General features: G+C 67.7%; 23 protein-coding genes. 19 read left to right on the plus strand and 4 right to left on the minus strand.

The genetic code is table 11. The features are described from left to right. Window positions 1-25: 25 nt before the first annotated feature. Complete coding sequence (locus IEW22_RS14720) at window positions 26-1,060, plus strand: o-succinylbenzoate synthase (protein WP_188587378.1); 1,035 nt, start codon at window positions 26-28, stop codon at window positions 1,058-1,060. Window positions 1,061-1,131: 71 nt separating this feature from the next. On the opposite strand, the gene IEW22_RS14725 is transcribed toward IEW22_RS14720, so the two are convergent. Continuing rightward, window positions 1,132-1,503 (minus strand): LuxR C-terminal-related transcriptional regulator, encoded by a 372-nt coding sequence (locus tag IEW22_RS14725; protein WP_229742734.1) that lies wholly within the window; start codon window positions 1,501-1,503, stop codon window positions 1,132-1,134. A 574-nt stretch (window positions 1,504-2,077) separates the two neighbouring features. On the opposite strand from IEW22_RS14725, the gene IEW22_RS14730 reads away from it, so the two are divergent. From IEW22_RS14730 to mftD, 9 genes are all read left to right on the plus strand, one after another. Beyond that, window positions 2,078-5,947: an nSTAND1 domain-containing NTPase gene (locus tag IEW22_RS14730; protein ID WP_188587379.1), complete on the plus strand. Its 3,870-nt coding sequence runs from the start codon at window positions 2,078-2,080 to the stop codon at window positions 5,945-5,947. Beyond that, complete coding sequence (locus tag IEW22_RS14735) at window positions 5,944-6,468, plus strand: hypothetical protein (RefSeq protein WP_188587380.1); 525 nt, start codon at window positions 5,944-5,946, stop codon at window positions 6,466-6,468. The genes IEW22_RS14730 and IEW22_RS14735 overlap by 4 nt, the downstream gene beginning before the upstream one ends. After that, window positions 6,465-6,977: a hypothetical protein gene (locus tag IEW22_RS14740; RefSeq protein WP_188587381.1), complete on the plus strand. Its 513-nt coding sequence runs from the start codon at window positions 6,465-6,467 to the stop codon at window positions 6,975-6,977. The genes IEW22_RS14735 and IEW22_RS14740 overlap by 4 nt, the downstream gene beginning before the upstream one ends. Further along, window positions 6,974-7,513 (plus strand): hypothetical protein, encoded by a 540-nt coding sequence (locus tag IEW22_RS14745; protein WP_188587382.1) that lies wholly within the window; start codon window positions 6,974-6,976, stop codon window positions 7,511-7,513. The genes IEW22_RS14740 and IEW22_RS14745 overlap by 4 nt, the downstream gene beginning before the upstream one ends. Then, window positions 7,510-8,259, plus strand: coding sequence for a hypothetical protein (locus tag IEW22_RS14750; RefSeq protein WP_188587383.1), 750 nt, complete (start codon window positions 7,510-7,512; stop codon window positions 8,257-8,259). Before IEW22_RS14745 ends, IEW22_RS14750 begins: the two co-directional genes overlap by 4 nt. Before the next feature lie 220 nt (window positions 8,260-8,479). Continuing rightward, window positions 8,480-8,590, plus strand: coding sequence for a mycofactocin precursor MftA (mftA, locus tag IEW22_RS14755; RefSeq protein ID WP_188587384.1), 111 nt, complete (start codon window positions 8,480-8,482; stop codon window positions 8,588-8,590). A gap of 1 nt (window position 8,591) precedes the next feature. Continuing rightward, a complete protein-coding gene (mftB, locus tag IEW22_RS14760) occupies window positions 8,592-8,897 on the plus strand; it encodes a mycofactocin biosynthesis chaperone MftB (protein WP_188587400.1) in 306 nt (101 codons plus the stop codon). 200 nt (window positions 8,898-9,097) lie between these two features. Continuing rightward, window positions 9,098-10,393, plus strand: a complete 1,296-nt coding sequence (mftC, locus tag IEW22_RS14765) for a mycofactocin radical SAM maturase (RefSeq protein WP_188587385.1) — start codon at window positions 9,098-9,100, stop codon at window positions 10,391-10,393. 110 nt (window positions 10,394-10,503) lie between these two features. Then, entirely contained in the window at window positions 10,504-11,700 is a 1,197-nt protein-coding gene (gene mftD / locus IEW22_RS14770; RefSeq protein WP_188587386.1) for a pre-mycofactocin synthase MftD, read from the plus strand. An 80-nt stretch (window positions 11,701-11,780) separates the two neighbouring features. On the opposite strand, the gene IEW22_RS14775 is transcribed toward mftD, so the two are convergent. Next, window positions 11,781-12,860: a CaiB/BaiF CoA transferase family protein gene (locus tag IEW22_RS14775; protein WP_188587387.1), complete on the minus strand. Its 1,080-nt coding sequence runs from the start codon at window positions 12,858-12,860 to the stop codon at window positions 11,781-11,783. 173 nt (window positions 12,861-13,033) lie between these two features. Between IEW22_RS14775 and mftE the strand changes: the two genes are divergently transcribed. The 9 genes from mftE to IEW22_RS14820 all read left to right on the plus strand — a co-directional run bounded on the left by mftE (window position 13,034) and on the right by IEW22_RS14820 (window position 23,969). Next, entirely contained in the window at window positions 13,034-13,723 is a 690-nt protein-coding gene (gene mftE, locus IEW22_RS14780; RefSeq protein ID WP_188587397.1) for a mycofactocin biosynthesis peptidyl-dipeptidase MftE, read from the plus strand. Beyond that, window positions 13,720-15,330, plus strand: a complete 1,611-nt coding sequence (mftF, locus tag IEW22_RS14785; RefSeq protein WP_188587388.1) for a mycofactocin biosynthesis glycosyltransferase MftF — start codon at window positions 13,720-13,722, stop codon at window positions 15,328-15,330. The genes mftE and mftF overlap by 4 nt, the downstream gene beginning before the upstream one ends. A gap of 4 nt (window positions 15,331-15,334) precedes the next feature. Then, window positions 15,335-16,726 (plus strand): mycofactocin system GMC family oxidoreductase MftG, encoded by a 1,392-nt coding sequence (gene mftG / locus IEW22_RS14790; protein WP_188587389.1) that lies wholly within the window; start codon window positions 15,335-15,337, stop codon window positions 16,724-16,726. A gap of 57 nt (window positions 16,727-16,783) precedes the next feature. Further along, window positions 16,784-17,209, plus strand: coding sequence for a PPOX class F420-dependent oxidoreductase (locus IEW22_RS14795; RefSeq protein ID WP_188587390.1), 426 nt, complete (start codon window positions 16,784-16,786; stop codon window positions 17,207-17,209). Window positions 17,210-17,421: 212 nt separating this feature from the next. After that, a complete protein-coding gene (locus IEW22_RS14800; RefSeq protein WP_188587391.1) occupies window positions 17,422-18,402 on the plus strand; it encodes an SDR family NAD(P)-dependent oxidoreductase in 981 nt (326 codons plus the stop codon). Beyond that, complete coding sequence (locus IEW22_RS14805) at window positions 18,399-19,178, plus strand: hypothetical protein (RefSeq protein WP_188587392.1); 780 nt, start codon at window positions 18,399-18,401, stop codon at window positions 19,176-19,178. The genes IEW22_RS14800 and IEW22_RS14805 overlap by 4 nt, the downstream gene beginning before the upstream one ends. A 47-nt stretch (window positions 19,179-19,225) precedes the next feature. Next, the gene (locus tag IEW22_RS14810) at window positions 19,226-20,500 is read left to right on the plus strand and encodes an aminotransferase class III-fold pyridoxal phosphate-dependent enzyme (protein WP_188587393.1); all 1,275 of its coding nucleotides are present in this window, start codon (window positions 19,226-19,228) and stop codon (window positions 20,498-20,500) included. Between the two features lie 14 nt (window positions 20,501-20,514). Further along, on the plus strand, window positions 20,515-22,641 hold the full coding sequence (locus IEW22_RS14815) for a YhgE/Pip domain-containing protein (protein ID WP_188587394.1): 2,127 nt from the start codon (window positions 20,515-20,517) through the stop codon (window positions 22,639-22,641). Continuing rightward, on the plus strand, window positions 22,638-23,969 hold the full coding sequence (locus IEW22_RS14820) for an MFS transporter (protein WP_229742730.1): 1,332 nt from the start codon (window positions 22,638-22,640) through the stop codon (window positions 23,967-23,969). The genes IEW22_RS14815 and IEW22_RS14820 overlap by 4 nt, the downstream gene beginning before the upstream one ends. A gap of 48 nt (window positions 23,970-24,017) precedes the next feature. Here IEW22_RS14820 and IEW22_RS14825 read toward each other — a convergent pair whose 3' ends face one another. Together IEW22_RS14825 and IEW22_RS14830 are read right to left on the minus strand one after the other, a co-directional pair. Then, a complete protein-coding gene (locus IEW22_RS14825) occupies window positions 24,018-24,755 on the minus strand; it encodes an aspartate/glutamate racemase family protein (protein WP_188587395.1) in 738 nt (245 codons plus the stop codon). 32 nt (window positions 24,756-24,787) lie between these two features. Beyond that, window positions 24,788-26,302 (minus strand): NCS1 family nucleobase:cation symporter-1, encoded by a 1,515-nt coding sequence (locus IEW22_RS14830; protein ID WP_229742732.1) that lies wholly within the window; start codon window positions 26,300-26,302, stop codon window positions 24,788-24,790. Window positions 26,303-26,423: the final 121 nt, after the last annotated feature.

Genomic DNA, 26,423 nt, shown 5'->3' on the forward strand with positions numbered 1-26,423 from the left:
CGACCGGTCGGGGAAGAATGACGGCATGTCATCTGCCCACCCGGATCCCACCGGTACTGATCTCGTGCTGCCGTCGGTCGACGAACTCCTCGAGAGCGCGATGGTGGTCGCGTTGCCGATGCGCCGGCGGTTCCGTGGGATCACCGTCCGCGAGGCGATGATCTTCCGCGGACCGGCCGGGTGGGGTGAGTTTGCGCCGTTCGTCGAATACGACGACAGTGAATCGGCCTGGTGGCTCGCCGCCGGCATCGAAGCGGCCTATCTCGGACCGCCGCCGCCGCCGCTACGCGACCGCGTCGCCATCAACGCGACGGTTCCGGCGGTACCCGCCGTCGACGTCCCCGACGTGTTGGCGGGCTTCCCGGGTGCGCAGGCTGCGAAGGTGAAAGTGGCCGAGCCCGGGTGTTCCCTCGAGGAGGAGGTGGCCCGTGTGGAGGCGGTGCGGGCACTGATCCCCACCGTCCGCGTCGATGCCAACGCACGCTGGGGTGTCGAGGAGGCCGTCACGGCCATCCGCGCATTCGGTGAGCTGGAGTATGTGGAGCAGCCGTGCGCGAGCGTCGAGGAACTCGCCGCCGTTCGCGCCGCCGTCGACACACCCATCGCGGCCGATGAGTCGATCCGGCGGGCCGCCGATCCGATGCGCGTGGTGCGCGCCGGTGCCGCCGACGTCGCCATCCTCAAGGTCGCACCGCTGGGTGGTATGCGTCGGGTGCTGGCATTGGCCCGCGAGATCCCGATGGACGTGGTGGTCTCCAGCGCTCTCGACACCGCCGTCGGCATCTCGGCGGGTCTGGCGACCGCCGCAGCGCTGCCCGGACAACCGCGTGCCTGCGGACTCGGCACCGGATCGCTGTTCGTCACCGACGTGGCACCGCCGAATCCGCCGATCGCGGGGGAGTTGCCCGTAGCGCGGGTGGAACCGACGACCGCGATGGCATCGGTGGCCTCCCCTGACCGGGTGCAGTGGTGGACACGGCGACTGCGACGCTGCCACGAGCTGCTGAGCAGCGGGCGACATCCGGCCACCGGGTCGCCGGGCGGGGGCCTCAGCGGCTGAGGTTCACCGAGGGGTTCGCCGAGGGGTTCACCGACGCACGGTCCTCGCAGGCCGACGCACCCGCCCGAAGATCACCAGGCGTCGAGGTCGGTGTGCCCGTCCTGGACGGCGCGGGCGAACAGGCTTGCCTTCGACTTCGCCGGACGGCCCGCTGCGGCGTACTTGGCCCGGATGCGGGTCAGGTGGGTGTTGACCGTCGATGAACTGATGAACAGTCGCGCGGCCGCCTCGTCCTTCGAGTCCGACGCGAACCACGCCAGCAGAACCTCGACCTCGCGGGTCGACAGCCGGGGCACGGTCATCTGCTGTGTCCGTTCAGGCTGCTGCCGTGAAGGCTGCTGTGGCCGTGCGGGTTGCTGTGCCCGTGCCGGCTGCGTCGGTGCGCTCGGTGACACGGCAGCGGGGGAGACCGCGGTATGGGAGGCGGGAACCTGGGAAGCCAGGGTCTGCGGGCAGTCGGTCCGGTGCTGACCCGACACGAGACCGGTGGTGGGCTCGCCGACAGTGCGCAGCCGAGGCGAACCGGCGGCGAACCGCCGCTGTTCGCCGGTGAGGGCGGTCGGCCCGGTGATGATCGAGGGGGCATCCGTGCGAAGCGACATCGGCAGAGTCGTGACGGTGGCCGCGGTCGCGGTGATGTCGGTCGAGTCGATGTCGGTCGAGTCGATGTCAGTCGAGTCGATGTCAACGGGCATGTGTGTTGCCGAACCTCTCCATCGGCGGAGCGAGGGGTACTCCGCCGTCAATCTGCTGCAGTGAACCGTGCGATCGGCTCCGATGCGGCGACTGCCTGCCCCGGGCGACCGGACCGTGGCGAGTCACACTTCACTATCGGAAACCTGTACGTTAACCGGATGGCCCGGGAGCACCGGACCGGAATGACCGGCTCGTCAATTCTCTCTGCTGCGGCCCGTGTGATTACCATGTGGCCGACGAAATCCCGTAAGTCGATACAAGTGTCGATACGTCGACCTGCACGTTTGACGTCTGTATCGAGATGTCGATGAGGTTTGCCAGATGCAGGTGGATGCGGTTCACACCCGAGAGGAACTCGGGCGTGCACTGACCGATCTGCGTCTGGAGGCCGGTCTCAGCGTCCGCGATGTGGCCACCCAGGCCGACGCGCTGCTCGGCACGGTGGCCGGGTGGTTCGCCGGTCAGCATGCCCCCACCAAGTCGAGCCGTGAGATGTTCGACCGGGTTCTCGGGGTGTGCGGCGTGACGGATCCCGAGGGGAAGTCGCAGTGGTGGCGGGCCGTCGAGCGGGCCACGCGACGCTCCGTGCGGCGACGGTCGAAACCGGCGCCGCCCTATCGCGGATTCGACGCATTCCAGCCCGAGGACGGTCCGCTGTTCTTCGGCCGTGACGATCTGGTCGACCGTCTGGTCGCCGAGGTCACCACACGCTTCGAGGCCTTCCTCGCGGCGCCCGGGATCGACACGATGCCGTGCACGATGGTCGTCGGCGCCTCGGGTTCGGGGAAGTCGTCGATGGTCCGCGCCGGCATGCTCGGACGTATCGGCATGTGTCCCGACCTCGCGAACTGGAACTACGCCGTGATGGTGCCCGGCGACGACCCGATCGGCGCGATGCGGGTGGCACTCGGCGCCGTCGATGCGCTCCCCGAGACCACCGCCGGGGTGATCTGCGGCGGAACCGCCGGCGGGTCGACACTGCTGGTCGTCGACCAGCTCGAGGAACTGTGGACGCAGTGCAGCGCCGAGCAGCGCGACGGGTTCTGCACCGCATTCATCGCCGAGATGCTCGCTCGCACGAATGTGGCCCCCATCCTGGTGCTCCGTGCCGACTTCTACGGTCGCGCGATGTCGATGCCGGTGCTGTCGACGATGCTGCAGGAGTCGCAGGTCGTGGTACCGCCGATGACCGCCGACGAACTGCGCGAGGTGATCATCAGTCCCGCCGAGCAGTCGGGTGTGACCGTGGACCCCGATCTCGTCGACATGCTGCTCTCGGAGATCGCGCCGTCGAGGGAGGCCTCCTCGCTCAATGGGGTGCTCCCGTTGCTGTCGTATGCGCTGGCGGCCACGTGGAACCGTGGCGACGGCATGCGGATGACGGTCCGCGACTATCTGGCCACCGGTCGGATCAACGGCGCGGTGGAGCAGGCCGCCGAGGCCGTGTACGAGAGCTTGTCGCCATCGGAGCGCGCGACCGCCGCCCATCTCCTGCCGGCATTGGTCAACGTCGACGAGGCCGGGGTCACCCGCCGCACGGCCCGGCTCGACGACCTGGGCGTGCACGGGGCGGCCGCACCGCGCGAGGCGACCGCGGTCATCGAACAGTTCGCCGCGGCCCGGCTGGTCACGGTCACCGGCACCCACGCGCGATTCGCCCACGACGCGCTGATCACCGCCTGGCCACGCCTGACCGGATGGATCGACGCCGGTCGCACCGACCTTCTGCTGGCCCGACGGCTGCGGGAGTTCACCGAGGACTGGGAGCTCGCCGGTCGGCCCGACGACTCGCTGCTGCGCGGTTCGCCACTGACCGCCTACAACGAACTGGCCGAGTCGTCCGACGGACCGGCGATGCTCGGTCATGCCGAACTGGAGTATCTGCACGCGAGCAACGCCCGCGCAGGGGCCGACGCCGAGCGGGAGCGGCGACGCTCGCGCCAACTGCGCCGCTTCGCGGTGGTCGCCGGTGCCTTCGCGGTGGTCGCCGCGCTCGCGGCCGTCGTGGCGATCGTCTCCGGCGTGACCGCGGTACACCAGCGCGAGCGTTCGGAGGCCATTCGCAACATGGCACTGAGCAGGCAGCTGGCCGTGCAGGCCAACGAACTGTGGCCGCGCGATCCGGTGCTGGCCGGTCAGCTCGCCATGGTGGCCTACCGCGAATCGCCGACCACCGAGGCCCGCTCGGCGCTCATGGACACCTCGTCGCGGCCGACGCCGACCAGATATCTCGGCAGGCCGGGGCCTGCGTCGTCGGCGGTGTCGGCGACGACGAATCTGCTGGCCGTTGCCGGGGGCGGCCAGTTGCGGCTGTTCCGCACCAGCGGGCAGCGGCTGAGTCGACCGCTGTCGACGGTCGACATCGGCGGTGATCGCGGACACTCCGGCGGCGTGGCCTTCTCGCCGGACGGGCGTCGGGTGTTCACCGGCAACGACACCACGTTGACCGAGTGGGATGTCACCGACCCGTCGGCGCCTGTGCGAATGGGCCGACTGCCCGGTGTCGCCGGAGCGGTCGACGATGTGTCGATGAGTCCCGACGGACGCTGGATCGCAGCCGGCGTGGTGGGTATCGGTGCCCAGGTGTGGGCAGCGGCACCCGGCGGGTGGGCCCCGGTGGCCATGCCGGTGCAGTACACCTCGAGCGCCGGCGCGGTCGCCTTCTCCGCCGACGGCACCACCATGGCCGCCAGTACCGTGAGCCGGCGCATCGACCTCTACCGCATCGCCGGCGACGGCACCTTCACCCCGAGCGGCTCGATCCGGCTGCAGGCCGGCGCCAACAACGAGCAGGCGCAGGAACTCACGTTCACCCCGGATGGACAACTGGTCGCCGCGCTGCGCAGCCGCACCGTCGACGTCTACGACATCGCCGATCCCGGCTCGCCCAGGCTGACCGCGCGACTGCGTGGCTTCTCCGACTTCGTGAACTCGGTGTCGGTGAGTGCCGATGGCACCCTCATCGTCGGCGGTTCGGCCGACAACAGCGTGCTGCTGTTCGATCGTGCACATCCCGACACCCCGATCGCGACGGTTCCGGGCGCGGCGAACGTCTCGTCGGTGCGGATCGTCGGCGACATGGTGATCGCGTGCGGCGACGACGGGCAGGTGGTGCAGTGGCCACTGGAGCACCGGGTGGTCCGGATCGGTGCCGACAACGCGTATCAGATCCCGACCAACGGGGACGGCTCGCAGGTCTTCGCCTCCGACACCATCGTCGACGGTCGCGTCACCCAGTGGGCTGTCGAGCGTGGCGGGTTCCGGTCGCGCGGCCCGGCATTGCTCCCGCCCGCAGGCGTCACCTTCTCGGGGGCGATCGGCGTCGGGGAATCGGGTCGCGCACTGGCGCTCGGCAGTGACAACGGACAGCTCTACTTCGCCGACTACACCGACCCGGCGCATCCACAGCTGCGAGGGCGTGTCGATGCTCTCCCCACACTCGACGAGACCGTCGACTACAGCGAGTCCGCCGGCCTGGCCGTCGCGGGTGCCACCGACACCGCCACGGTCGCGGTCATCGACGCACACGATCTGTCCGCACCGGCGGCGGCGTCGAGGATCGACGTCGGGTCGGGGGTGTGGTGGACACAGCTGAGCCCGGACGGCAAACGGCTCGCCATCGCCACACTGACCGGCGACGTGGTGCTCTACGACCTGAGCACACCGGCGGCACCGCGACTACTCTCACGGATCGACGTGTTCGGGGGTGCGGCCGCGCTCTCGGTGGCGTTCAGCCCCGACGGGTCGCGACTGGCCGCCTCCTCCGACGACCGCACGGTCGCCGTCATCGACGTCTCGAACACCGACCGGCCCACTGTGGTCTCCCGCATGTCGGGGCCGTCGGGGCAGGTCTACGCGGTCACCTTCTCCCCGGAGGGCTCGCAGATCCTCGCCGCGGGCGGCAACGCCGAGGTGTGGCTGTGGGATATCTCGGCAGTCGGTCACCGCGGCACCACCGTGACCTCCGACGCGGTGTTGCGCGCCTTCCCCGGACACGTCTACGACGCACGTTTCGGTGCGGGCGGGACGCTGCTGGCCACCGGAGAGAAGGGTGCGTTGACGATGTGGCAACGCGATCCCGACCAGATCATCGCGCAACGATGCGCCGCCATCGGTGACCAGATCACCCGCGAGGAGTGGAAGACCTACCTGCCCGATCTCGGATACTCGCCCCCGTGCGGTGAGCAGTGACCTCGACCGCCCGAGCCCGGCGCCCGACGCGCGGCGGTGCGCTCGCCGCCGGGGCTATCGTCATGCTCGCCGCCGCGGTGGCCGCGCTGGTGATCGCGGTGGTGCACTCAGATCACTCGCAGCCGCGATACTCCGACGAACGCCTGACCTCCACCGCGAGTCGGTTCGCCGGATTGCTGCTCTCACCCAACCGCACCGACACCGGTCGCGACCGCGCGATCTTGTCGATGTCGACCGGCGACTTCCATGACGAGTTCGCCCAATCCGCCGATGCCTACACCGAATTTGTGCGTATCCGCGGCATCGAGCGTGCGGGCAGCGTGGACGGCGCCGCCGTCGACGCGCACACCGCTGCCGGTGGTCGCGTACTCGTCACCGCGCAGGCCGGGCAGGCGTCGTCGGCGACACGGGACTCCGGCGCAGCGGCCGACGGCGCGCTGCGCATCCGGCTCGTGCTGACCCTCGAATCCGACGGCACGGCAGCCGATCTCAAGGTGTCCGAAGTGGAGCTGGTGACGTGATCATCGGTCGGCAGGCGGCCGCGGCCGCCTGCGGCGGTCTGGTCTGCCTCGCGACCATCGTCGCGGTGGGTGGGTTCACCGGATGGCCGGGTTGGTGGTTGTCGCTGCTCGTGGTGGCGTGTGCGGCGGGCGTGGTGGCCGGATTCGTGTGGCGCAGCGGCCGGCGGAATGCCGTCGTCTGGACGCTCCTCGCGGCGATGACCGCGGGCTGCGTCGGCGCGGTGGCCGCGGCGGCGTCCTGGAATGCGGCGAGGGACGACGTGACCTCCACGCGTGCACAGGCAGTGGCTGGTGCGCCGCATGCACTGTGCGCCGAGGTGACCCGCGCCGCACCGGCCGACTGTCAGGTGATCGCCACCGGCGTGGCAGAGGTTGCCGGCGCGAGTGCCCGCATGATCTCGACCCTCTCGTTGACTCGTGACGAGATCCACGACACTCAGACCGTCGCCTATCTGTTGGTGCACTCGGGTGGGTCGTGGCGGGTGGCCGACCTCGAGGTGATCTCATGACCGGCCGTGCCGCGGATCGCCGGTCCTCGGCGGTGCCCCGCCGAGGATCGGCGATCGCAATCGCGGCCGTGGCGGTGGTGATCGTGGTCGCGACACTGGTTGCGGTCATCGTGATCGCGACCGGCGGCAGGACGGCGGCGCATCGGTCGGCCGCCGCCGATGACGCACTGACCGCCGCACGCGAGGGTGTGACCACGCTGCTGACCGCCGACCCCGCCCATGCCGATCGCTATGTCCCACAGGCACTGTCGGTGACGACCGGCGCACTGCATGCACGGCTGGCCGACTCGGCGGCCGCGGTCACCGAGGAGATCGCAGGCCAAGGCGCACCCAGCACCGGTGAGGTGGTCGCGGCGGGCCTTCGCTCGGCGAGCGTCGGTGACCATGCCGACGCGCTGCTGACCGTGGCGGCCACCAGTGGCGCGCTGATCGGCATCGACGCCACCGCCGGGCGGTTGACCGTCACCGCGCAGTTGCGGCGTGACGGCGGCCGGTGGCGTATCCAGGCGCTGACTCCGGCGGGAGCATCGGCATGAGGGACTGGTGGGCATCGCCGTGGCCCGCGCGCGTTGCGTTCGCCCTCTGCGCGGTGATCGCTCTCTCGGCGGCGCTGGTGGTGGCAGTGGTCCTCGGTTGGGCCGCGTGGTGGTCGATCGCCGCGGTCGGCACCCTTGTTCTCGTGCCGGTCCTCATCGGCGTTCTCGGGGCAGATGATTCGGCGCAGGCCGCGGTTGACGTGTCCGGACGCGGACGTCGCCTGCGACTGACGGTCGCGGTACTCACCGCCGTCGGTGTGTGTGCCGGCGGCGCACTCGCGGTCTCGCTGCACACGCGGCAGCAGGATCAGGCGGCCGCGGTTCGATCCGAGGCCGCCTCGGCTGCGGCGCGCACAGTGGCGGCGTTGATGACCTTCTCTCCCGACCAGTCGCCGGCCAACCGCGAGCAGGTGGCCACCGGACTCTCGGGCATCCTGCTCACCGACTACCGGCAGTCCGGCCCGTCAGCGGTGGTCGCCGGGTCGGCGGCGCTGGGCTTGGGGCTGTCGACAACCGTCACCCACGCCGCCGTCGACACCGGCTGGATCGGCCGTGACCCGGGTCGCCTCGAGCGCGTGCTGGTCTTCGCCGACGAGAAGGTCGAGAAGGTCACCGCCGGTCCATCATCGGCATCGGATGCCATCCGGCCCGGCACGGTCGTGCCGATCTCGCGGTGGGCGGTCATGGAGCGTAGCGGCGGAGTCTGGCGGCTTGCAGGTCTGCGCACCGTCGGACCCGGCGCCTGAGCTCCGCCCTACGTCTGCCGACTCCCACAGGTGGGCCGCCACCGGTGGACTGCCCGCCCCGACGATGCCCGAACTAGCCGAACGGTCAGTTCAGGGGTGGTCTTTCGTCGAATCGGTTGCAAATGCACTCGGTGTCATTATCGTGTGATGGTGACCACTGAGGTGGTCGCCATGTGAGTCACACCACCATCGCCCAACGGCGTACTACCGAGGAGGACGGATGTCGGAGCACAAGTCGCGCAACACATCTGCTGACGAAATCAATGACGATCTGGTTTCCGAGAGCCTGGTCGAAGAGGTCTCCATCGACGGAATGTGCGGAGTGTACTGACGTGAGCGCACCGACTCAGAACTCACCGACGGTGGATCTGGGGCGGGCGTGGGCGTTGAGTCCCAGGGTTGCGGTGCGCCCGGAGCCGTTCGGAGCGCTGCTCTACGACTTCGGGACCCGCAAGCTCTCCTTCCTCAAGAATCTGACTCTCGTGCGGATCGTGGACGATCTCGCCGCCGCCGACAGTGCCGACGACGCGATCGCGCGGTGCGGGGTGGCGGAGTCCGACAGTGCGATCTACCGCCGCGCGCTGGAGTCGCTGGCGCGTTCGGGGATGATCGTCACGCGCGACACCCCATCCGCCTGAGCGGGTGCAGCCGCAACAACCGTTGTCCGCTCAATCAGCCCCTCTCCGAACTGTTCTCGCCCCAACCGTTCTCCTGAATGTCCGCACTGACGATGAATGTCTGCCCTGATCCTGAATGTGGGCACTGACGAATTCGTGCCAGTGCCCACGCGCACGTGCGCCCTTCGTGGTCCACAGCTCCCGTCGAAAGCAGCCCAGCCATGACAAGTGTTCTCTCCCGCCCGGCCGCCGCCGGTTCCGCGTCCACCCCCGCCGCTCCCACGAAGGTGGGCAGGCTCGTCGACCAGTTCGAGCGGGGCCTCGACGCCCCCATCTGTCTGACCTGGGAGCTCACTTACGCCTGCAACCTGGCCTGTGTGCACTGCTTGTCGTCGTCGGGCAAGCGCGATCCGCGCGAGCTGAACACCGACCAGTGCAAGGCGATCATTCACGAGTTGCAGCGCATGCAGGTCTTCTACGTCAACATCGGCGGTGGTGAACCGACCGTGCGACCGGACTTCTGGGAACTCGTCGACTACGCAACCGATCACCAAGTGGGGGTCAAGTTCTCCACCAACGGATTACGCATCGACGAGAAGGTGGCCCGCCGTCTCGCGGCCTCGGACTACGTCGACGTGCAGATCTCACTCGACGGCGCCACAGCGGAGGTCAACGACGCGGTGCGCGGCCCGGGGTCCTTCGACATGGCGGTGCGGGCACTGCGTAATCTCGCCGAGGCGGGCTTTCGCGATGCGAAGATCTCGGTGGTGGTGACTCGGCACAACGTCTCGCAGCTCGACGAGTTCAAGGCGCTCGCAGACGAATTCGGCGCCACGCTGCGTATCACGCGGCTGCGCCCGTCAGGACGCGGAGCCGACGTCTGGGACGATCTGCACCCGTTGCCCGCTCAGCAGCGCGAACTCTACGACTGGCTGGTTGCCCATGGGGAGGGTGTGCTGACCGGCGACTCGTTCTTCCATCTGTCGGCTTTCGACAGTGCCGGTTCGCCGGGGCTCCCCGGGCTGAACATGTGCGGCGCCGGCCGGGTGGTGTGCCTGATCGACCCGGTGGGCGACGTCTACGCCTGCCCCTTCGCGATCCACGAGAACTTCCTGGCGGGCAACATCGTCACCGACGGCGGATTCGCGTCTGTCTGGCGCGATTCGGCGCTCTTCGCCGATCTGCGTGAGCCGCAGAGTGCCGGAGCGTGCAGTGCCTGTGCGCATTTCGACGCCTGCCGGGGTGGTTGTATGGCCGCCAAGTTCTTCACCGGTCTGCCGATGGACGGTCCGGATCCCGAATGCGTTCAGGGCTTCGGTGACGCGTTGCTGTCGGATCAACGGACCATCCCGGCGGCGAACAAGAACCATTCCCGCGGCACCCCGCTGCAGTTGATGACGCGCCGCCCCGAAGGCTTCGGTGACGGGTTGCTCTCACCGGCGGCCATGCCCTCGCATATGTGCGACGAGAACCCCTTGACCGGATTCACCCCGTCCGTTTCGACCTCTGACCGGTGACCGCACCGGCCGCACGCCCGAGTGACCGGCAGACCCGAATGACCGGCAGACCTGAATGACCATGGTGATCGTGATGGATCACCGCCATCTGAGAAGAGTGAGGAAATCCGATGTCCCTCAATCCGTGGGCGCGTAATCCCTGGTTCGAGACCGTCCACGAGGCGCAACGTCGGGCCAAGCAGCATCTGCCGAAGTCGGTCTACTCGTCGCTGGTTGCCGGCACGCAGGCCGGTGTGACGCTCGACGACAACATGAACGCCTTCTCCCAGCTGCGGTTCTCGCCGCATGTGGTGGGTGTGCAGCCCGACCGTGAGTTGTCCACCTCGGTGATGGGACAGGAACTCCCGCTCCCGGTGATGATCTCGCCGACCGGTGTGCAGGCCGTGGACCCCGACGGTGAGGTCGCCGTGGCCCGAGCCGCAGCCGCGCGCGGCACCGCCATGGGGTTGTCCAACTTCGCCTCCAGACCCATCGAGGAGGTCACCGCGGTCAACGACAAGATCTTCTTCCAGATCTATTGGCTCGGTTCCCGCGAGGAGATCCTCGAACGTGCGATGCGCGCCAAAGATGCCGGGGCCAAGGGCCTGATCACCACCACCGACTGGGTGTTCAACATCGGTCGTGACTGGGGATCGCCGGAGATCCCGGAGTCGGTGAACCTCAAGGCGCTCGTGCGGCTGGCACCCGAGATCGCGGTGAAGCCGCGCTACGCCATGAAGTGGATCCGCGGCGGCAAGGTCGAGATCCCCGACCTGACCGTGCCCAACCTTGTTCCCCGTGGTCAGCGTGGGCCCACCTTCTTCGGTGCCTACGGGCAGTGGATGAACACCCCGCCACCCACCTGGGAAGACCTCGAATGGCTGCGGAACAAGTGGGACGGGCCGTTCATGGTCAAGGGCATCAGCCGCGTCGACGATGCCAAACGTGCGGTCGACATCGGTGCCACGGCACTGTCGGTGTCCAACCACGGCGGTAACAATCTCGACGGCACGCCCGCGACGATCCGGGTGCTCGGCCCCATCGCCGACACCGTCGGCAACGATATCGAAGTGCTGCTCGACGGCGGGATCCGCCGCGGTAGCGACGTGGTCAAGGCGCTGGCGCTCGGTGCCCGCGCGGTGATGATCGGCCGTGCCTACCTGTGGGGACTGGGCGCCAACGGTCAGGCGGGTGTGGAGAATGTGCTCGACCTGCTGCGGATGGGTATCGACGAATGTCTGATGGGGTTGAGTCGCAAGAGCATTCACGAACTCACCCGCGACGACCTGATCATCCCCGATGGGTTCGAGATGCGGCTGGGCGACTGATCGCCCGGTCGTCGCACCCCGAGCGCGGCCTCGGCGAGTGTGGCCCTGGCGAGTACGGCCCCGGCGCCGAGAGGGACTGTCTAGGTCCAGATCTCGGCTGCCGGGGTCGCGCTACGTGTGGGCGCGGACGGTGTGCCCGGAGCGGTCCGAGAGAACCGGGGCGCGGGGAAAGCCTGTGTGATGCCGTCGATCTCGACGAGGTTGGCACGCTCACTCATATGCGGCGACAGGGGTGCCTGCGCCCACGACAACACCGGTGTCACACAGGCATCGGTGCCGTCGAAGATCTTCGTCCACTCGTCACGTGTGCGGCTCGCGAAGACCTCGGTGAACCGGGCGCGCAGCACCGGCCACCCCGCCGTATCGGACTGTGCCGGAAGATCCTCGTCGGTCAGCCCGAGACCGTCGATCAGCTGTGCGTAGAACTGCGGCTCGATCGCGCCGACAGCCATGTGTCCGCCATCGGATGTGGTGTAGGTGTCGTAGAACGGGGCGCCGGTGTCGAGCAGATTCGTGCCGCGCTCGTCGCCCCACACACCCTGCCCTCGGAACGACCAGATCATCTGCGCCAGAACAGAAGCGCCATCGACCATCGCGGCGTCGATCACCTGACCGCGACCGGAGTGCTGCCGCTCGAGGAGCGCCGCGAGGATGCCGAGTGCCAGGAACATCGATCCACCGCCGAAGTCTCCGACCATGTTCAGCGGGGGGACCGGACGCTCGCCGGCCCGCCCGATCGCGTCGAGGACCCCGGTGGTGGAGATGTAGTTGATGTCATGACCGGCGCGCTGGGCCATCGGTCCGGTCTGACCCCACCCGGTCATGCGGCCGTACACCAGCCGGTCGTTGCGCCCCAGCGCCACGTCGGGCCCCAAGCCCAACCGTTCCATCACCCCGGGGCGGAAACCCTCGATGACGACGTCGGCGCGTTCGATCAGCGAGAGGATCGTCTCGCGGTCGTCAGGATCCTTCAGATCCGCCTCGACCACGCGACGACCCCGCAACAGTTGGTCGGCGGGGACACCCTCGGGGGGCAGTTGACCGGGCCGCTGGATCCGCACCACTTCGGCACCGAGGTCGGCGAGGAGCATCGCCGCATGCGGGCCCGGACCGATTCCGGCGAATTCGAGCACTCGGACTGCGGCGAGGGGTCCGGTCACAATAACCTCCACTGTGTGTTCGCTGTCACTTCGCAGACGATCGTATCCCCACGTCGTGAGACCCCCTGCGCCGAGGCGGATCGGTGATCGCCGACCGAACCGATCGCAATCGCATCCGCCTGGCAGAGACCACCTCGCCGGAGGTGCTGGCAGACCATGCGGGGGCACATTCAGTGGCACCAGCGGAGGCAGACGCCGGGAGTGTGCCACCGGTGCTGCTGGTACCGGTCGGTTCACTCGAGCAGCACGGACCCCACCTCCCGCTGGACACCGACACCCGGATCGCGTGCGCGGTGATCGAGGCCGCGGTGGATCGCGGCGTGAACGGCGTCGTGGCACCGTCGATCGCCTACGGGGCGAGCGGCGAACACGAAGCCTTCGCGGGAACCATCTCGATCGGGCAGGACGCACTCCAACTGGTGCTCACCGAATTCGGTCGCAGCGCCTGCCGATGGACGTCGCGCGTCGCCTTCGTCAACGGCCACGGCGGCAACGCTCGCGCACTGATCGCGGCGGTGCGATTGCTGCGACAGGAGGGACGTGAGGTGGGCTGGTTCCCGTGCGCGGCGCGCCACCGACGCGCCGACGCACACGCCGGGTTCACCGAAACGTCATTGCTGCTGCATATTTCGCCTGCACAAGTGTGTACCGAACACGAAATCGTGGGTAACGTGACCTCGGTGCAGGATCTGATGCCACAGATGCGGATCGGCGGGGTGGCCGCCGTCAGTCCGAGCGGCGTCCTCGGCGACGCGACCGGAGCCAACGCTCGAGCGGGTGCGGATATCCTCGCTGACCTGGCAGAGCGGCTGTCTGAAGCGGTGACCCGGTGGGAACCCGATGAGCGGGGGATGCTCGTATGAGCGATCCGGTGAGCGCCGCCGGGCGAGCGCGGACCGCCGAGGGCGATCACGGGGATCTGACACCGGGCTCACCCGATGAGGAGGTCGACCCGGACTCCGGATCGACCGGTGCCGGCGGTGGGCGTCCGCACTGGCACGACCTGCCGCAGGGGTTTCAGGTGCAGCTGGACCTGTCGAGTGTGATCGGCCGCGACCGGCGCCACCTCCTCGGCGGCTCACCGATGTCGATGCTGACGCTGTCGGAGCGTGCGGTGTCGATGTTCGACGACGATGGACGACTCGTGGTGTGTGACGAGGCCAGCGCGACCATCGCGCGACGCCTGCTGACCACACAGCTCGGACGCCCGCGTCCGATGTTCGGTCCCGACGCCGATTCGGTGAGTGTGGTGGTGCCCGTTCGGGACAATCAGCAGGGCATCGACCGGTTGCTGGCGTCGCTGCGCGGGGTGGCGCGGGTGATCGTCGTCGACGACGGTTCCGCCGAGCCGGTGCGGGTGCCCCCGCCGGCGGTGAGCGCTCAGTGCCCGCCGGTGGAGGTGATCCGGTTCCAGACCAGTCGCGGACCGGCCGCCGCACGGAACGCCGGCGCCGCGGCGACGACCTCGGAATTCGTCGCCTTCCTCGATTCCGATGTTGTGCCCGAACATGATTGGCTCGCGAAGATGCTCGCGCACTTCTCCGACGAGCGGGTGGCGCTGGTGGCTCCGAGGATCCGGCCGATGTCGGTCGATGGTGGTCCGACGCTGCGATACGAAGCGCTGAAATCGTCGCTGGATATGGGGCGGGTGGAGGCGGCGGTGGTCCCCGGCACACCCGTCGCCTACGTACCCAGCGCGGCGATGATCGTGCGGCACAGTGTATTCGACGAACTCGGCGGGTTCGATGAGGACATGTATGTGGCCGAGGACGTGGATCTGTGCTGGCGCTTGCACGGCGTCGGTGCGGTGATGCGCTATGAACCGGTGGCGACCGTCACCCACGATCATCGTGGGCGACTCGTCTCGGCCTTCGGTCGCCGCAGGTTCTACGGCACCGGCGCGGCCCTGCTGGCCGGACGCCACGACCGTACCGGCGCCCCGCTCGTGCTCAACTCGGCACTGGCGGTGTTGCTCGCAGGACTGTTCAGCGGAACCCGAGCGGGTCTGGCGGCGGCGGTGTTCGCGGCGGTGTTCATCCTGCGGCAGCTGCGCACCCGGATGACCGACCTGCCGCACTCCGCGCGGATCGCCGCGGCACTGACGGCGCGGTCGGTCGGGTTCGGGGTACTGCAGATGGCCTCGGCCCTGTGTCGGTCGTATTGGCCGTTGTCCTTGCTGTTGGCATTGCTGTCCAAGAGGTTTCGGCTGATCCTCGCGGCCGCGGCCCTGTGCGACGGCATCGTCGAATGGGTTCGCATCGAGATCCTCGATCCCGACCCGGTACCGCGGCTGGGGCCGGTGTTGTTCGTGGCATACAAGCGTATGGACGATCTCGCCTACGGTGCCGGGTTGTGGCAGGGTGCGATCGCCCATCGCAGCGCCACCGCGCTGGTACCGGTGCTGCGGACTCGCGCCGAGGCGCGTGACACTGCGACACGGCGGCCGGTCGGTCGACCGCGCCGCAGCTGAGCCCATGACGCAGCCTCCGACCCGCGCGGACGTGGTGATCGTGGGTGCGGGAACGGCCGGGTGTATCGCCGCCGAGATCCTCTCCCGCGACGCGGGGCGTCGGGTGCTGCTGATCGAGGCGGGCGGACTCGCGCCGACGCCCGAGGAACTCGTGCTCGGTCGGTTACCGGTGGGGCCGGGTTCGCCTCGCGTGCGCGTCTACCGCACCACCGAAGGTCTTGCGGTGCCCCGTGGTCGGGGTCTGGGCGGATCGGCGGCGGTCAACGGCGGGTACTTCCTGCGGTGGCATCACCGCGACGTCGACGCACTCGTGGCGGCCGCGGATGCGCCCGAGGTCTTCTCGTCGGCTTCCGTGGCGGACGCCTACGACGTTCTCGACGGCGGCCGGTGCGGCGGCGGATCGATGTCGGTGCACACCGTCGGCGACGACGACCTGTCGCTGGCGGTCACCGCCCTGGAATCGCTCCTGCGGACAACGCAGGGCTCCCCGGTCGAGCCGCCGTGGCCCGACACCGGATGGATGCGGGTGCGGACCAACCGTCGCGACGGCGCGCGGGTGACCACCTGGGCCGCGTTCACCGAACCGGCGCTGCGCAGGCCGAATCTCATGGTGCTCACCGGTACGCCGGTGCAGCGGATCCGCGCGCGGTCGAATCGGGTGCACTCGGCTGTCACCGACGTCGGTGAGATCGTCGCCGCCGACGTGCTGCTGTGCGCGGGAACCTTCGGCACCGCGGAGGTGCTGATGCACAGTGCGGTGGCAGATCCTGACGTGTTCGGCCGCTACGCGACCCTCGGTTTCGGCGAGCACCGCGAGATGTTCGTGCGCTACCGGGTCGACGACGAGGTCCGCACCGCCGCCGCCGAACCGCCCCGAATCGTTCTCCCCACCGTCGGCCACACCGATGACGGATGTGAGATCCGTTTCTACAACGGTGATTTCGCCGATCACATCGGGGGAGTGCAACCGAGCCTCCCGGCGGTGGGAGTGGTCGCGATGACCTCCACCCAACGCGGCGTGATGCGACTCGACGGGGCGGGGCGGATGAGGATCGAGTTGCCCGGTCTCTCCGCTGACGACCTGGTGACCATGCGACGGTGGGCCGAGGGTGTCGGTCAGATGCTCACCGACACGTCGATGCGCGGGATCGTCGACCCCGACAGTGTGACGATCGACCAACCGATTGCCACGTCACAGCATGCCTGCGGATCCCTGCCGATCGGCACCGCCACCGACGCGCTCGGGACTCTCGGCGACATCGGGGGACTGCGTGTGCTCGACGGCTCGCTGCTGCCGCGTTCGGGTCGTAGTGGGCCGCACGCCACGGTCGCGATGGTGGCGCTGCGTATCGCGACGGTGCTGAGCGCTGGTGCGCCCGGATCGCGCCTGCCCTGAGCGAGACCAGCGCGTGAGAGCACCGGTGCGGCGTCGTGTGCGGAGTAGCCTGGCGACATGGCCTCACTGTCGGATCCGGATGTGCGCACCTTCCTCGCCGAGGGCACTCGAACGGGGCATATCGCCTATCTCGCCGCCGACGGCAGGCCGCTGGCCGCGCCGGTCTGGTTCGTCCTCGACGGTGACCGGATAGCCTTCAACACCGGCGCCGAAACCGCGAAAGCTCGTGCATTCCAGCGTGATCCGCGCGTGGTGATGACCATCGACATGCCCCACCCGCCCTACGGATTCGTCCAGGTACAGGGCGTCGTGAGCACCTCAGACGAACTGGCCGAGGTCCGCCGTATCGCCACCGCATGTGGTGGGCGCTATATGGGTGATGACCGCGCCGAGGAGTTCGGTGCTCGTAACGGTGTCCCCGGCGAACTCGCGGTCTGGATCGAACCCACGCGGGTCATCGCGATGCTCGACGCCACCGCCTGAGGTCTGCGTCGAGGACGTCCCACCCGTCAGCGCCCCACAGTGTGCCGGCGGTCACCGGTCGCGCCGGCTGAGGCGCAGGTCGCGCCACATTGGTGGTGTCTTCGGCTGTCTATTTCCGCTGTGTAAATCATTGCCCGAATAGGGTGCGGACAGCTGTACGAGAGCGCATGATTGTGCCGTAATCGTACAGCTGACCGATTGGACTCCTTCTGATGCTCCCCTCCGACAGAGCCGGCCGACCGATCGCGGTGGCGGCGGGTCGCTGGGCGGTGGTGACCGGCGCGAGTGCCGGTCTCGGTGCCGAGTTCGCACACCGCCTCGCTGCGCGCGGTCACCATCTCGTCCTCGTGGCCCGGCGTCGTGACCGACTCGATGCCCTTGCCACGCAACTACACAACGACTTCGGGGTCGACACCCTGGTGGTCCCCGCCGACCTGACCGACCCGGCATCCACCGACCTCATCGTGACGGCATTGCAGGACAACGGCATCCATGCCGATGTGCTGATCAACTCCGCCGGTTTCGGAACCGCGCGACTGCTCGTCGACGAGGATCCCGAGCGGGTTCGCGACGAGATCGCCGTCAACGTCACCGCGCTCACATCGCTCACGATCGCATTGCTCGGAGATCTGTATGCCGCCGAACACGGTGTGCTGGTGAACATCTCCAGTACCGCCTCGCATCAGCCCATCCCGTCGATGGCGGTCTACGCCGCGACCAAAGCCTATGTGAGCGCACTCACCGAGGCGCTGTGGCAGGAGTCGCGGGCCAGCGCACTGACGGTGGTGAATCTGTGCCCCGGACCCACTGAGACGGAGTTCTTCGCCGCCGCCGGATCCGATCGATTCCGTGTCGGGCATGTCTACACCGCGCGGGAGGTGGTCGATGCGGCCATGTCGGCGATCGACGCGGGCACCAGAGGCCCCACGCTCACCATCGGCGTGCCCAACCGGCTCACCGCGCTCGCAGCGCGGCTGCTTCCCCGTCGACTCGGACTCGCGGTGACCGCCCGCGTGGTCGGCCTCGGCGCTGCGACACATCGGCCCGCTGCCGCGGCGGCGGGAGCCTCGCCGCTATCGGCTGTTGCCTCGCTGAAGGCCGCTGGCCCCCACAACGCTGACCCCCACAACGGCGGCCCCGTCAACGCCGACCCCGACAACGCCGTCCCCTCAGAGAAAGTGAATGCGTCATGATCGTCGGAACCGATGAATCGGTGACCGCCTCGGTGAATGCCGAGGCCGTACTGGGAACTCTGCCCGAACTCGCCCGCCGGGTGCCCGAGGCACGCGAACTGCTGGGGCTGCTCGACCGACCGGTGGAGCTGACGTTCGCCATCCGTGGTCGCGCCCCGGTGTCGTTCACCTTCACCTCGACGCAGATCCAGGGCGGTAAGACCGGCATCGGTTCGACAACCCATGTGGCACTGCTGCTCTCATCGGATCGACATTTCAACAAGATGATGGCCGGGCAGGCGCAGCCGGTCCCGCTGGCCGGGCCTCGCGGGATCCGTTTTCTCACCCAGGTGTTCACGCCGCTGACCGATCTGCTGGGGGAGTATCTGCGCCCTACTGCGGCGGCGCTGGCCGACGACGACTTCCGGCAGGTCAGCACTCTGCTGACCCTGACCACGGTCGCCGGTGCGGTGGTGGCGGTCGCCAACAACGATCGCAGCGGGCGGTTCAGTGCCGACCAGATGCCCGACGGCAGAATCGATCTCGAGGTCGGTGACGATCTGCGCTATCAGATCGACGTCACCGACCACCATTTCACCCTGGTCACCGGCGACCTGCAGACCCCGCGGGCCGCGCTGCGCTTCGCTGATCTCGACACCGCCGGAGCTGTTCTGCGTGGCGAGATCTCGTCGATGGAGTGCATGAGCGACTCGAGACTGGCGATGCGCGGGATGATCTCGATGGTCGACAACCTCAACCGCATCCTCGACCGGGTCGGCGCCTACCTCACCGACTGACCGGCAATCGCACCTTGTCTCAGCTGCATCCGAAAGTGAGTAACCACATGACCATCGAGAACACTGCGGTTCGTCGTACCCCGTTCCGCTACGACGCCAGCATGGCGATGTTCGATCGCGCGCTCGCCGTGATCCCCTCGGGGGTTCCCGGCCACCTCGGCCCGACCGAGGGATGTTTCGTCCCGCAGTCGGCCTATCCCCGATTCTCCGATCGTGCAGAGGGAACACGGTTCTGGGACCTCGACGGCAACTGCTACATCGACTACATGTGCGGATACGGGCCCAATGTGCTGGGCTACCGCGACCCGGATGTGGACGCCGCGGTCGCCGCGCAGGCGGCGAAGGAGGATGTGGTGTCGCTGCCCTCGTCCATCATGGTCGAGTTCGCCGAGCTCCTCGTCGACACGGTGGCCAGCGCCGACTGGGCCTTCTTCGCCAAGAACGGCGGCGACACCACCACGTTGGCGATCATGACCGCCCGTGCGGCGACGATGCGCAAGAAGATCGTCTTCGTCAAGGGCTTCTATCACGGAGTCTCGCCGTGGACGCAGAAGCTCGACTATCCCGGCGTCCTCGAGGAGGATGTGGCCAACAATCTCTACGTCCCCTTCAATGACCTGGCCGCTCTGCGAAAGCTGCTGAGCGAGAACTCCGGTGAGATCGCCGCATTGATCGCGCAGCCGTATATGCACGGCAATTTCGTGGACAATGAGCTGCCCGCCGACGGTTACTGGCAGGCCGTCCGCGCGCTCTGCGACCAGTACGGGGTGGTGCTCATCGTCGACGATGTCCGCGCGGGGTTCCGGCTCGACATGGCCGGTAGCGACCACTACTTCGGATTCCAGGCCGACCTCATCTGCTTCTGCAAGGCGCTGGCCAACGGGTACAACGTGTCGGCCCTGTGTGGCCGGGATTCGCTGAAATCGACGGTCAGCTCGCTCACCTACACCGGCAGCTATTGGATGAGCGCGGTCCCCTTCGCGGCCGGCATCGCGACGATCACCAAACTCGCCGAGATCGACGCGCCCGCGAGATTCGCGCAGCTGGGTACCGAACTGACCACCGGTCTGGTGCAGGCCGCCGCCGACAACGGCTTTCACCTGGTGACCTCCGGCGCACCCGCACTGTTCTATCTCCGTCTGGCAGATGACGACTCGCTCATGCTCCATCAGGAGTGGATCGCCGAATGTGTCCAGCGCGGCGTCTACTTCTCCTCACACCACAACCACTTCATGAATGCCGCAATGACGCGCGCCGACATCACAGAGACCGTCGAGATCGCGCACGAGGCATTCGCGGTGCTGCGTTCTCGGCATGGATGAGCGCTGGAGGCTCGATGACGAATTCGACCGACGATACTGTGGAGATGGCCGCCGTTCCCGGCGACCAGAGTCCGCCGCAAGCGTCCGGGCCGGGGCGGCGGGGTCTCGCCGCCCGGCTGGGCGCGCTGCCACGATCACGTGTCTTCCAGACGGCAGCGGTGCTGATCCTGGTGTTGCCCACGGCATTTGCCGCGGTCTACATGTGGATCATGTGGGACCCCACCAACTACCTCAAGAGCATCCCGGTTGCGGTGGCCAATGAGGATGCCGGTGGCGTGTCCGACGGCAAATACGAGAATCTCGGTGACGAGATCCTCACTTCGCTGACCTCCACCGGAGAACTCCAGTTCCACAAGGTGTCACCGACCGAGGCGACACGCGGGCTGCAGGAGGGCCGCTATGCGTTCTCCATGGTGATCCCGAAAGACTTCAGCACCCGGATCTACAGTGTCACCGACACCCGTCCGACGCCTGCGAAGATCAACGTCTACTACAACGACTTCAATGGAACGCTCGGGCCGGCCACGGCCAACGGTGTGATCGCCCAGGCGCAGCAGCAGATTCAGGCAACCATCTCGCAGAGCTATGCCCAGGAGGTGCTCGGCGGTCTCAACCAGCTCGGCGGCGGACTCAAGGACGCTGCCAAGGGCAGCGGACAACTCAAAGACGGCACCGGTCAGCTGCGTTCGGGTGCGGGAGAACTCGGCGACGGTATCGGTCAGGTCTCCGACGGGGTGAACCAGCTCAAGGACGGAAGCGGCCAGCTCGCGACCGGGACATCGCAATTGTCCACCGGCGCAGATCAGTTGGTCGATGGAACCAAACAACTCGGTGCCGGCGCGGTGCAGATCCGCGACGGAGTCGGTTCCATCATCGACCCGTTGCTCACCGAGCTCGCACCGGTGTCGGCATCGGCCGCCACACTCAAACCGGCTCTCGCGGCGCTGGCGGCGAGCCCCGATCCGACGGTGGCGTCGGCGGCGAAGTCGCTGGCCGATCTCGTCGATCAGATCGATGCGAAGGATCCCAACGGCGTCGTCGGGCAGCTCGGACAGTTGCGCGACGGCACCGCCGAACTCGCCCGTCAACTCACCGATCCGAAGGCCGACTACCTCTCGGGCGTACTGCAACTGGCCGACGGTGCGCATCAGGTCAACGATGGCGCCAGGCAACTCGACGACGGCGTCGGGCAGTTGCAGCAGGGCATGCCGCAGCTCGCCGACGGCAGCAGACAGCTCACCGACGGCATCTCGCAGGTCGATGACGGCACGGGTCAGCTCAACAGCGGCCTGGCCGACGGTGCCAAACAGGCGCCCGATGTCACCGACATCCCGGCCAGTTCGTCGATGTTCGCGACCCCGATGAGCATGGATGTGATCAACCAGGAGCCCAGCCAGGTGCTGGTGAACCCGGACGATCAGACGAAGAAGAAGATCAGCCGAGGGGCCGGACCGGTGATCGTGGTGCTGGGTTCGTTCCTGCTCGCGATCATCGCCTGGGCCGTCATCTCACCGCAGATGATGCCCGCCGCCGGGTCGGCCCGCCGCCGGGCACTCATCGGTACGCTGCGGGCAGCCGGGGTCGCCGTGGTGGTGGGCGCGGTGTTCGGCGTGGTACTGGCCGTCGCCGGCGCCTCGTTCGGTTGGAGTCCGGGTAACTGGGCGCCGATGATCGGCGTGGTCGCGCTGGTGGGCGTCACCGCATCTCTGCTCGCGCAGTGCATGACGGCACTGTTCGGTCGCGTGTTCGGGTCGCTGATCGCCTTCGCGCTGTACATGTACGGGATCTTCGTCTGCGGCAGCATCTTCCCGCCGGGCACGATCCCGCCGGCGTTCCGCCCCTTCAAGGATCTCTCGCCGATGACCTATGCCCAGCGAGCGATCACCAGGACCCATCTGACACTCTTCGACACGATGTTCTGGGTATCGTTCGCAGCGCTGCTCGGGTTCTGCGTCATCGCGATGGCGCTGGGCTTCGCGGCCAGGTATGTGCAGGCACTCTCGGCGCAGGGGGCGTTCGCCGGTGCGCGCCGCGACGGCAGCGGCAACGACAATGACAGTGACAGCGATGTGGGTCGATCATCACGCGGGTGGAACCCGTTCAGTAGAGGAGGCGCGGCGATGGGTGGAGGTGCAGCATGACCGTTGCTTCTGGTGCCGGTGGCACAGGTGACACGGGTGGGGACTCGGCGGTGATGTCGCGCGCGGCCTCGACGCCGATCCGCCGGGTGAGCGGCAAGTGGATCACCCTTTTCGCGCTGGCCTGGCTCGGATTGTGGATGGCCCAGCTGACGCCGTTCCAGCTGACCCTGCCCCAACAGATCAACGCGTGGCTGGGACTGCCCACCGACGCCACGAAGGTCGCCGAGAGCGACTGGCAGCACAGTGTCACCGCTTTCGGCGAGATCTCCGGGATCTCGGCGGTGTGTGCGTTCGTCACATTCCCGCTGGTGGGCTCGCTGTCGGACCGGACGCGAAGTCGCTACGGTCGCCGCCGGCCGTGGATCATGGGCGGCACCCTGCTGATGGCTCTGGCGTTGGTGGTGCTGGGCTTCCAGCACACCTGGGCGGGAATGGCGATCTGCTGGGCGCTGGTGATCACCGGCTTCTCCGCCGCTGCGACGGCTCTCACCGCGCTGATCAGCGACCAGGTGCCGGTGTTCCAGCGCGGTGTGGTCTCCAGCTGGGTGTCGGCTCCGCAGGCCATCGGCTTGCTGTTCGGTGTCGCGGTGATCGGCGGATTGGCCGGCACCCATTACCTGCCCGCCTACCTGGTGCTGGCGATCGCAGTGGTGGTGCTGGTGTGGCCATTTGTCCTGCTGGTCGACGATCCCCAGCACGCGACCCACACCAAGGGCCGACTGACGCTGCGCACGTTCATCTCCGAGATGTGGATCTCGCCGCGCGAGCAACCCGACTTCGGGTGGACGCTGCTCGGCCGCGTGCTGGTCAACATCGGCAACGCACTCGGGACGGCACTGCTGCTGCAGTTCATCCAGTTCGGCGCGCGGCTCGACGATCCGGCGACCAAACTCACGATCGGCTCGGGGGTCTACATGATCCTGGTGCTCGTCGGGTCGCTGGCCACCGGCCGCTTCTCCGACCGGATCGGTCGGCGTAAACCGTTCGTCTTCGCCGCCGGCGTCGCGCAGGGGATCGCGGCGATCGTGATCGTGATCTCGTCGGGATTCGGGCCGTTGCTCGTCGCCGCAGGGCTGCTGGGCTTGGGCTACGGCTGTTTCCTGGGTGTCGATCAGGCGTTGGCCACCGAGGTGCTCCCCGACGCCGAACACAACGGTCAGGACCTGGGCATCATGAACATCGCCATGCAGGTGCCCCAGGCACTCGGTCCGCTGATCGGCGCCGGGATCGTCGCCGCGACCGGCGGCTTCACCTGGGTGTACATCGTCTCGGCGATCTTCGGTATCGCCGGTGGACTGGCGGTACTGCCGGTCAAACGGGTGCGCTGAGACGGCCGTCCCGGCTGCGCCGCTGAGCCTGCTGTGCCGTGCGCTGGTTCAGGCGGATCCGAAGGCCTCGAGGCCGCCGGTGTAGCGCTTGGGCAGCGGCTTGGCGAATTCGCCGGAGGCGGTACCGGTGAACAGGTTCAGGGTGGCCATCGACTGCAGCAGCAGTGTCCCCGCCGCGACGCCGTCGATCACCGGTGCGCCGATCTTGTCGCCGATGCGGGCGGCGAGATCGGCCATCCCGGCGCATCCGAGCACGATCGCATCCGAACCGTCGCTCTCGAGTGCCTCTCGGCAGGCGTCGGTGAGGATGTCGAGGGTGTCGGGGTTGGTCTCGAGTTCCAGAACCGGTATCTCGCAGGCGTGGTAGCCCGCGCAGCGGGCATCGAGGCCGTAGAGCGTCCCGAGATCGCGTGCGCGACCGATGGTCCGCGACAGTGTGGTCACCACCGAGAAGCTCCTGCCGAGCAGGCTGGCCACGTGCATGGCGGCCTCGGCGATGCCGATCACCGGGGCTCCGGCCACCTCGCGGGCGGCGTCGAGTCCGGGATCGCCGAAGCAGGCCAGCAGGTACCCGTCGGCCGGGGCGGTCGCCTCCATCGCCGAGATCACCTGCAGCACACCGGGAACCGCGAGTGCCTCATCGTAGTGACTCTCGATCGACTCCGGCCCCATCGGGTTGGTGACGGCGACGATCTCGGTGTCGGCTGCGGCGACTGAACGCGCCGCTGCGGCGATGACGTCGGTCATCGCCGCAGCGGTGTTCGGGTTGATCACACAGATACGCATGTGCTCGATTCTCGACGGGGTCTCGTGACGACTCAGAGTACCGATTCGCCGATGCCCGATTTGGCCGTGCTCGACGGTGCGGGCTCGACCCCGGTGTCGTAGATGAAGCTCTTCGGCGCGTACTTCATCCCGGCGTAGTAGACGATCGCGCCGACGGCGGCCCCGATGAACCAGGTGAAGCTCGCCTCGTAGCTGGTGCCCCAGAACACGAAGTAGATGGCGACCAGCGCGCCGACGATCGTGGCGATCACGGCGATCGGGTTGACGCCCTTGCGGTAGGAGTAGGTCTTGCCCGGGTCCATGCTGAACAGGTCGTCGACCTCGATGCGCTGATGCTTGACGAGGTAGAAGTCCACGATCAGCACACCGAACAGCGGACCGATGACCGCGCCGAGGCTGTCGAGTGTGTAGTGGATCGCGTGCGGGCTCGAGTACAGGTTCCACGGGGTGATCAGCACCGAGGCGATCGCCGCGATCATCCCGCCCATCCGCCAGGTGATCTTGGTGGGCGCGACATTGGAGAAGTCGAAGGCGGGCGAGACGAAGTTCGCGACGATGTTGATGCCGATGGTCGCGATGGCGAAGGTGAGCACGCCGAGGACTGCGGCGGTGGTGTTGTCGATCTTGTCGACGATGTGTACCGGGTCGGTGATGATCTTGCCGTCGGCGTCGCGGCCGAGCACCGTCACACCGGCAGAGACGGTGCACACCACCAGGATCGAGAAGACCACGAAGTTCACCGGCAGCCCCCAGAAGTTGCCCTTCTTCACCTCGCCGTAGTTCTTGGCGTACCGCGAGAAGTCACCGAAGTTGAGCATCGGCCCGGAGAAGTAGGAGACCACGAGTGCGATTGCACCGATCATCGTGGTGATGGCGGCCCAGCCGTGTTTGCCCATCGTCCCCGATTCGTCGAGGTTGAAGTGCACATTGCTCCAGCCGGCCTTGGCGATCAGGTAGATGGCCAGTGCGAACATCACCACATAGACTGCCGGACCGGCGAAGTCGATGAATCGGCGGATGGTGTCCATGCCGTTCCAGAACACGATTGCCTGCAGCACCCACATCAGGATGAAGCCGGCCCACCCGAGCAATGACAATCCGAGGAATCCGTAGTCGTGGACGTTGTCGAATTTCGCCAGCGACGGCCAGAATTTCAGTGCCAGGAGGCCGAAGGCCACCGATGCGAGGTAGGTCTGAATTCCGTACCAGGCCACCGCGATCAGGCCACGGATGATCGCGGCGACATTCGCCCCGCGCACCCCGAAGGCCACTCGCGCGGTGACGGGGTAGGGAACCCCGGCCAGCTGTGAGGGTTTGGCGACGAGGTTGCACAAGATGTTGACCGCGATGATGCCCACAATCAGTGACACGAAGACCTGCCAGGCCGAGATACCCAATGCGAACAGGCTTCCGGCGAACACGTAGCCGCCGACGCTGTGCACATCCGACATCCAGAAGGCGAAGATGTTGTACCAGGTCCAGCTCTGGGTGCGCAGCGGCGCGAGGTCCTCGTTGGTCAGATTCTGGTGGTAGCCGACCTTGATCACGCTCTCGCCGGCGGCGTTGGGGCCTGGTGCACGGATAGGTGACAGGGTTAGTCACGCGGCCTGAGGGGCCTCGTGGTTGATGATGGTCTCGAATTCAATGGGGGTCAATCTGCCGAGGCGG

The organism is Gordonia jinhuaensis, assembly GCF_014639795.1.
Classification (GTDB): Bacteria; Actinomycetota; Actinomycetes; order Mycobacteriales; family Mycobacteriaceae; genus Gordonia_B; species Gordonia_B jinhuaensis.